Origin of the sequence: Algoriphagus sp., from assembly GCF_029254265.1 — a bacterium.
GTDB lineage: Bacteria > Bacteroidota > Bacteroidia > Cytophagales > Cyclobacteriaceae > Algoriphagus.
The window spans coordinates 1-7,775 of the sequence record NZ_JAQWXX010000069.1; the positions used below are offsets into that span (position 1 = coordinate 1).

The 7,775-nt window shown below is 40.0% G+C and carries 6 protein-coding genes; 4 read left to right on the top strand and 2 right to left on the bottom strand.

Annotated elements, in window-relative coordinates:
* The first annotated feature begins 442 nt into the window (after nt 1-442).
* The gene (locus tag P8O16_RS09860) at nt 443-1,897 is read left to right on the top strand and encodes an MBOAT family O-acyltransferase (protein ID WP_300313974.1); all 1,455 of its coding nucleotides are present in this window, start codon (nt 443-445) and stop codon (nt 1,895-1,897) included.
* Between the two features lie 4 nt (nt 1,898-1,901).
* Complete coding sequence (locus P8O16_RS09865; RefSeq protein ID WP_300313977.1) at nt 1,902-2,780, top strand: hypothetical protein; 879 nt, start codon at nt 1,902-1,904, stop codon at nt 2,778-2,780.
* Nucleotides 2,781-2,979: 199 nt separating this feature from the next.
* Here P8O16_RS09865 and P8O16_RS09870 read toward each other — a convergent pair whose 3' ends face one another.
* Both P8O16_RS09870 and P8O16_RS09875 read right to left on the bottom strand, forming a co-directional pair.
* Nucleotides 2,980-3,903: a ceramidase domain-containing protein gene (locus P8O16_RS09870; protein ID WP_300313980.1), complete on the bottom strand. Its 924-nt coding sequence runs from the start codon at nt 3,901-3,903 to the stop codon at nt 2,980-2,982.
* Nucleotides 3,904-4,033: 130 nt separating this feature from the next.
* Complete coding sequence (locus P8O16_RS09875) at nt 4,034-4,495, bottom strand: hypothetical protein (protein ID WP_300313983.1); 462 nt, start codon at nt 4,493-4,495, stop codon at nt 4,034-4,036.
* Between the two features lie 262 nt (nt 4,496-4,757).
* Between P8O16_RS09875 and greB the strand changes: the two genes are divergently transcribed.
* Nucleotides 4,758-5,273: a transcription elongation factor GreB gene (greB, locus tag P8O16_RS09880; RefSeq protein ID WP_300313986.1), complete on the top strand. Its 516-nt coding sequence runs from the start codon at nt 4,758-4,760 to the stop codon at nt 5,271-5,273.
* Nucleotides 5,274-5,516: 243 nt separating this feature from the next.
* Nucleotides 5,517-7,775, top strand: a 2,259-nt coding sequence (locus P8O16_RS09885; protein ID WP_300313990.1) for a hypothetical protein, incomplete at its 3' end; no start/stop codon positions are given.

Consider the following 7,775-nt stretch of genomic DNA (forward strand, 5'->3'; position numbering starts at 1 on the left):
AAAACCGTTTATTTTGACCTAATTTAGTACCCGTTAAGATCGCAAGAAAGCGATTGTCACTGGCTGTCACTTCTAACTTATTTGGCTACTGGCATCTTTGCGGATATACATAAAAAATATAATAATCCATAAGGTTATGGGCTATTAGCCTATCAAAACTTGGATTTTATCGATTACATTTGTCACTTGTACTAATGTTGAGTATGTATCAAACAGAAATGAGTCCCATCTTTCTCAGATTTAAGTGACTGCATATCAGTAAACAGATTATTCAAAATTGCCTGAATGATTTTTGTTCGGAGCTCACAGGAGGTTACTTGCAAAAAATAATATGATAATTCTAATCCTGATTTCACCTCTCAGAAAAGTGTCGTATTAATCGGATTATAGTTTAAGCCTAATTAAAAATCAATATTCAAACAAGGAGTAACCCCCATTATTTGTGCTTTTCAATTCGCTTGACTTTGCTGTTTTCCTGCCCATAGTCTTTATTTTATATTGGTTTGTCTTTAGGAGTAGTCTCAAGGCACAGAATTTTTTGATTGTGGTGGCCAGTGCTGTTTTTTATGGTTGGTGGGACTGGAGGTTTTTGGCTTTGATTGCTTTCAGCACCTTGGTTGATTTTATCGTTGGCAAGCAATTGGACAAGGTTGAAGATGGCTATAAACGTAAGGCGCTCTTGATCGTGAGTATTTTGGTAAATATTGGTTTTCTTGGCTTTTTTAAATACTACAATTTCTTTCTGGATAATTTTATCACAGCTTTTACATTCATCGGAATGCCCATCAAAGAAAATTCCCTGAATATTATTTTACCGGTTGGAATTAGCTTTTACACTTTCCAGACTATGAGCTATTCTATAGATGTCTATAGAAAGAAAATAAAGGCTACGGAGGATTTTGTTGCTTTTTCTGCCTTTGTGAGTTTTTTTCCGCAGCTTGTAGCCGGGCCAATTGAGCGAGCGTCCAATTTAATTCCTCAGTTTTTCAAAAAGAGAACCTTTGATTATTCACAGGCCACCGATGGGTTACGGCAGATTTTATGGGGCTTATTCAAGAAGGTAGTTATTGCAGACAATTGCGCGGAATTTGCAAATGAGATTTTCAATAATTCTTCTGATTATGGGGGAAGTACGCTCGTGTTGGGAGCACTATTTTTTACATTTCAGATTTACTGCGATTTTTCAGGTTATTCAGATATCGCAATCGGAACATCAAGGTTATTTGGATTTAGCTTAAAGCAGAATTTTGCATTTCCCTATTTTTCCAGAGATATGGCGGAGTTTTGGCGCCGTTGGCATATCTCACTTTCTACGTGGTTTAGAGATTACCTATATATCCCACTGGGTGGTAGTAAAGGTAGTAAGGGACAACAAATCAGGAATATCTTCATCATATTTCTGGTCAGTGGTTTTTGGCATGGGGCAAACTGGACTTTTATAGCTTGGGGTGCTCTCAATGCTATCTATTTCATTCCTTTGTTTTTGCTGGGCAGAAACAGGAAGAATCTTAAGATCACAGGATTGGATAAAAAACTTCCTAGTTTGACGGAATCGCTTTCTATTTTGGGCACTTTTTCACTGACCGTATTTTCCTGGATATTTTTCAGGGCCGAGAATATTAGCCACGCATTAAGCTATGTTTTTGGGATTTTTTCCAAAGAATTATTTGAATTTCCAGATTTCTCCCTCTTCCCAGGTGCAATTACCTTACTTGTGTTGATCATTGGATTTCTGATAGTGGAATGGAAAGGCAGGTTTGGTCAATATGGGATTTCCGGTCTGGAGTACATACCGAGTAAAGCACGCAGGTGGTCCATTTACGCATTGATTATTCTGACCATCGATATTTTCGGAAATACTTCCGAAGAAATTGAATTTATTTATTTTCAATTCTAATATGATGATGATAAGACTGTTCCTCCGACAAGTTTCTCTTTTTCTATTGTTATTAGCGGGACTCAATTTCGCCTTGTTCTTTTTAATTAGGGGTTTCTACATCAAAGATTACGATCAGGTTGATTTGGATTACTCAGAATACCTACTTGCGGATTCGCATGGTACCCCGCTGGGTGATTTTACAGAAATCCATAAAGTCCATAATTTCTCGGATCAAAGCGATTCGTATCTTGATATGGAGCGTAAGTTGAGGTTTCTCATACGAAATACTGCAGTAAAAAAAATCTATTTAAGCGTTGATGATCACACCCTTTCACCAGTTAGAGATAAACAAAACAATTTGGACCGATCATCCTATTATGCTGATAAAGCAGACTTTTCCGGTTATCAGGAATATCTCTATGAGAAGTATCTCAGGTACTATTGTGTATTCTTAAATGATAGATACAGCCTTGTCATAAAAAATTTTATACAGAATGAATTGTTTGCTTTTTCAAAATGGGGAGGTGTTAGATCCAAGAGTTCCTGGGAAGATTTATCAGCTATGGAGCAAACAGAAATAAGCCTTGACCGAATAGACCATTACTTCGAATATCCTGCTCCCTCAGCGAAAATGACAGATTCCCTAAATAGGATAATCGCTATCTGTAAGGCGAATAAGATTGAATTAATAGGACTGAGATTTCCCCTGTCTAGAGCTTACGTGAATATTTTGAAAAATGAAAGTTTTGATTCAGACAGTATTTTGAAAAGCAATCATCTGCCTATTATAGATTTCGATAGCCTGTTTTTGGAACAGGACGAAATGTTTAGAGATATGGATCATTTGGATAAAGACGGCGGGGAAAAATTTGCGAGAATTTTATTTAACAGTTTGAAATAAACCCGTCTTTTAGAAATCTATTTTTTGTAAAAAAAGATTGGAATAATTTTTTACCTGCTTTAATAGCTTGATTAATAGCTATTTGTTCTCCTCCGTTGTAATAATGTCAGCTTGGAATGAATTCATAATTCCGCCTTCTATAATCCTGAACTTTCAATGAAGAAAGAGATTTTACCCTCTTTTACTTCGGTTTATATCTTCAGAGATCTGAATTCAATTTCATACCCCCTCTTTCCTCAGACCTGAAGTACAAATACAAAAACACAAATAATAAACAGGACAACAGATGCCAAACTGCATGGCCTTGGAAAATGGAATCTGCAACGGTGAATTGATCTGCAATATCCAAGTCACGAACTTTTGAGCCTAACAGAATAGCTACAACACCAGCGACAAACCAGCCGATCTGTAGATTTTTTCCAGGCTGAATCAAACTGACAAAGGCAAAAAGGAAAAGCGTCCCAGTAAAATAGCCTGAAATCTCAGCGAAGGAATAATCCCACTTGTAGACAGAAAAATAGGTAGCACTGAAAATGACCAACAGCGCAATCAAGGGCCAACTTGGATAAATTCTTTTGCCTCTTTGAAATTGAATACTTGGCAACCAACTCCCGACAGCAATTGCCACCATACATATCATCATGGCATACATCCCTCCTACGTCGAATTGTTGGCCATATCTAGTCAGTGAGGCATGAAAGAATCCGCTTCCTAGACCTAAATAAATCCCAGATAGTCCAAAGAGAAAACCTAGTGCTGGAGCTGAACTTAGGTAACCACGTTGGATCGAAAATCTTCGCTTCCAATCGTATATAGCAAGTGCGATCGCATAAAATCCAAAACAGATATACACCAGATTGGACCAGGTGTTGACTCGTGTTCGAAAGATGCTATCCGGATAGATTCGCTCTCCATATTCGGGAGTAATGAATTCATCTGCAGGAATCCAGTCAGTCCAAATAGCTGTCTCTTTGAAAATGGCGAATAGAATGATAAAACTTAAAAAGACTATTCCAGTACCGCCTAAGCCGATTCCATGAACCCAGCGTGGGAGATTATCAAGTTTCAATCGCTCCAGCATGCTCATTCGAATGTGTTTTTCAGTTGGAGTGAAGTCAATCATCGGAAATTTTTCATTAGGCAGGGTTCCTTATAAAAATAGAAAAATGAATGAGATTAATCGGAATCTAAAGCGCTGCTCTCTATGTGACTATGTGGTTTAAAAAACCTTGTATTTGCTATGAAATCCCCACTTAACCTCTCATACCCAACACCCCTCGTCTCAACACAATGTTTTCGCGGACTGTGCGCGCAGCTTCTTTCAAATATGCGATATGTTCTTCCTGTCCATACAAGGCATAATCATCCACCAGGTTGGCACCCGGCTTTTCCCTTCGTTCATAGCGGCTGTTCTTCAGCTGCTGCGCCTTTGGACTAAATTCCTCTACACTATCCCCTGTATCAAAATAAGCATCCTCATCCTGAGGCAGGTTATTATTTCGTAGCGTCACAAATGGCAGCCCACCAACCTCAAACAAAATCTCAATTGCGATGGCCTCCTTAGAATAAACGATCCAAAACTCCCTGCCTTTGAATTCATTCTTGGTCAGCTCAAAGCCAAACTCTGAGATCAAAAAATCAAAACCAAGGTCTACCTGCTCTAGGTGCGTATTAAATGCAAGACTTTTGGTAAGGGGTATATTTTTTAGGCTCATTTTGAAGAATAGGTTTGGAAAATTTATTGCCGCTCAGCTCGAATCGCTCAGTGTTTCGAGAGTCAGCCCAAAGATCCACATTTATCTTGACTAAGCCCTTGGATTAGATTTTCAATTCCCTAAATCCAAGTTTAAAACGAAAGCGAAAATCCCCAACCACTTCGAAAAAAAGAATCAAGAGCAGGAGCGCCGCATGGGGCTTACAATTCAATTCTCATCAATCTATTATCTTGTGAAAATTTTCAAAGTAAGATCATTTATCATGAGGCGAAAAATCCCAGTGTCAACTTTACCAAAACTCAATCGCTCACAATTTATTACTTCCGAAGGCTTGCAAAAATTAAAGGAAGAACATGATCATTTGTGGCGAGTTGAACGTCCAGATGTTACCGCTAAGGTTGCATGGGCCGCAAGTTTGGGAGATCGTTCGGAAAATGCCGATTACCATTACAACAAAAAACGTCTTCGAGAAATTGATAATCGCCTACGTTATTTGCGTAAGTGCATGGATGACTTTAAAGTGATTGACTACCACCCCAACCAAGAAGGAAAAGTGAATTTTGGTGCTTGGGTAGAAATTAAAAACGAAAAGAAAGGTCTTCAAAATCGTTTTCGTATTGTTGGTTACGAAGAGTTAATAGGTAACAAAGATTATATCTCTATGGACTCTCCTATGGCTAAATCGCTTCTTGGTAAAACTGTTGGAGATGAGGTGATAGTGAATACCAAAATGGGTGATTTTGTATGGAAAATTCTTAAAATAGAGTACCAAAAGTAGTTTTGCTCTTCTAATTCCTTTTTCCTGAATGTAATTTCAGAAAATGGAAATCCTCAATTGACCAGTAAAAGGTAAAAGCGACTGAAGGTTTGATAAACACTAGCATTGCTGGTACTTCGGTCATCGGTCTTCCAGCCAGTAAAACCAAGAAAATAAGCATACTGGCATCATTGCGAAGATTCAAATTGTTTATATTCCTTCTACAAAGAGTTCCAGAATTCAAACTCCCCAAAGAATTTCCCTATGCAAATTGTTGATTATTTAAACTGTAAAGCGAGGATCTCCAAATTGGTGATTACCCTCTTGACTTTTTTCATTTTCCAATCCATGGGGATTTTGGCACAGCAGCCCTCCTCTCCTTTGGAAGCTTCCTTTGAAACCTATCGAAAGATGAAGGAGGAAACGACTTTCAAATTAAACTGGATTTCTATAGGTCCTACCGTGAATTCTGCCCGTGCAGATATCGTACAGGTGGATGAAACCAATCCGGGAACGATGTACGCTGGCTTTGGTTCGGGTGGGATTTGGAAAACCACAAATCACGGAGTGACTTGGAAATCCATCTTTGAAGAGCAGTCGGCGATCGGGATTGGGGATATGGAATTAGCTCCTTCTGATCCTACTATTATCTATCTGGGCACTGGGGAAAATCTAAAAAAGCCAAGAAACTTTACCCTACCCGGCACAGGGATGTTCCGCTCGGATGATGCCGGCGAAACTTGGCGAAATATCGGTTTGGCCGATTCATGGGCGATTGCGGAAATAGAAATTCATCCCACCAATCCAGATATCGTATTTGTAGCTGTGCTGGGACATCTTTGGTCCAAGAATGAAAATCGGGGACTCTATCGGACGATGGATGGTGGCAAAACCTGGGAGCATGTCTTATACAAGGATGATATGACTGGTGCCAATGAAGTGCAGATCTCCCCTACCGATCCTCAGATCATGTATGCTTCACTTTGGGAAGTGTATCCAGGGATCAGCGGAGAAAACAGCGGGGTGTATAAAAGTAAGGACGGTGGGACTACTTGGGATTTGTGTACCAATGGTTTGCCCAGTGGTCCGAATATCGGACGAATTGGTCTCAGCGTTTCCAAAACGAATCCAGACAAAGCTTATGCCCTCATTGATAATCTGAACAATCCACGAAATGAAGCAGCGGAATTATATAAAACGATTGATGGAGGATTGAACTGGATGAAAACTCATTCGGGACCTCTCAAAATCTTTCCGGGAATCGGTTGGTATTTCACCGATGTGTGTGTGAATCCCGAAAATGACGAGGAAGTATTTTGCCTCGGGGTTCGGCTAGCGCATAGTCTCGATGGTGGTAAGACTTTTTCATTTATTGGAGGTCAAGTTTCCCGTATGACGCCAAGCTTAGCGCAGGGCCTTCATCTCGATCAAACTGAATTATGGATCAATCCTAGCAATCCCAATCATTTGGCATTGGGAAATGATGGAGGGTTTTATGTGAGCTATGACAAAGGATTGACTTGGGTTCATTACAACAATATTCCAACGGGTGAATTTTATGACATTACGGTTGATCAGGCGGATTACACCATTTATGGAGGAACTCAGGATGATGCGACGGTCTTTGGCCCGGCAAAAGAATTAAACACCCGGTTTCCCGATCCCTGGAAATATGTATGGATTGACCCTTGGGATGGTGGTGATGGCTGCGTAACGCAAATTGATCCGGTGGATAAATCCATCATCTATTACAGTCGCCAACATGGAGATGCGATGCGCTTGGATAAGTCCACCGATGTGGCGGTTTCCATCATGCCAACTCTTCCAGAGCATGTAAAAGACACCCTTGTTTTCAATTACATGACACCTTATTTCTTGTCGAAATATGATCACAAAACCCTATATCATGGAGGAAATTACTTTATGAAAAGTACCGACCGTGGGGATACCTGGAATGCGATTAGTCCTAACCTTGCTATTTCTTCCAATCCTGAAAAGCAATCCTTTGCGACGGGAGATATAGCCCAATCTCCCCTAGAAAAAGACTTGCTGTATGCAGGTACCGATCATGGTGCTTTTTGGGTTTCAAAAGATGGGGGTGCCACTTGGGAAGAGCATTCCACAGGAATAGCCAATAACTATATTCGCAGCATTACTCCTTCCCAACACCAAAGCTCTCGGGTTTACATGGCGATGACAGGAATCAATTATGACGACTTAAAAGCCTATGCCTATGCTTCTGAAGATTATGGCAAAACATGGAAGTCTATCACTTCAGGTCTTCCGGATGAACCCGTAAATGTGATCAAAGAAGATCCTACCAATGAGAATATCCTGTATTTGGGTGGTTTACGTGGGGTCTATGTTTCGATTGATCGAGGAAAAAGCTGGTCGTATCTAGGCGAAAACATGCCTGCAGCAGCAGTGGCAGATCTGGAATTCCACTTACCAACCATGGATTTGGTGGTGGCTACGCATGGTCGAGGGATTTACAAAATAAACCTTCAACCTATTCATGAAATG

Coding starts and splice junctions, on each gene's coding strand:
- P8O16_RS09870 (WP_300313980.1), bottom strand. CDS start 3,903: ATGATTGACTTCACTCCAACTGAAAAACACATTCGAATGAGCATGCTG.
- P8O16_RS09875 (WP_300313983.1), bottom strand. CDS start 4,495: ATGAGCCTAAAAAATATACCCCTTACCAAAAGTCTTGCATTTAATACG.
- greB (WP_300313986.1), top strand. CDS start 4,758: ATGAGGCGAAAAATCCCAGTGTCAACTTTACCAAAACTCAATCGCTCA.
- P8O16_RS09865 (WP_300313977.1), top strand. CDS start 1,902: ATGATGATAAGACTGTTCCTCCGACAAGTTTCTCTTTTTCTATTGTTA.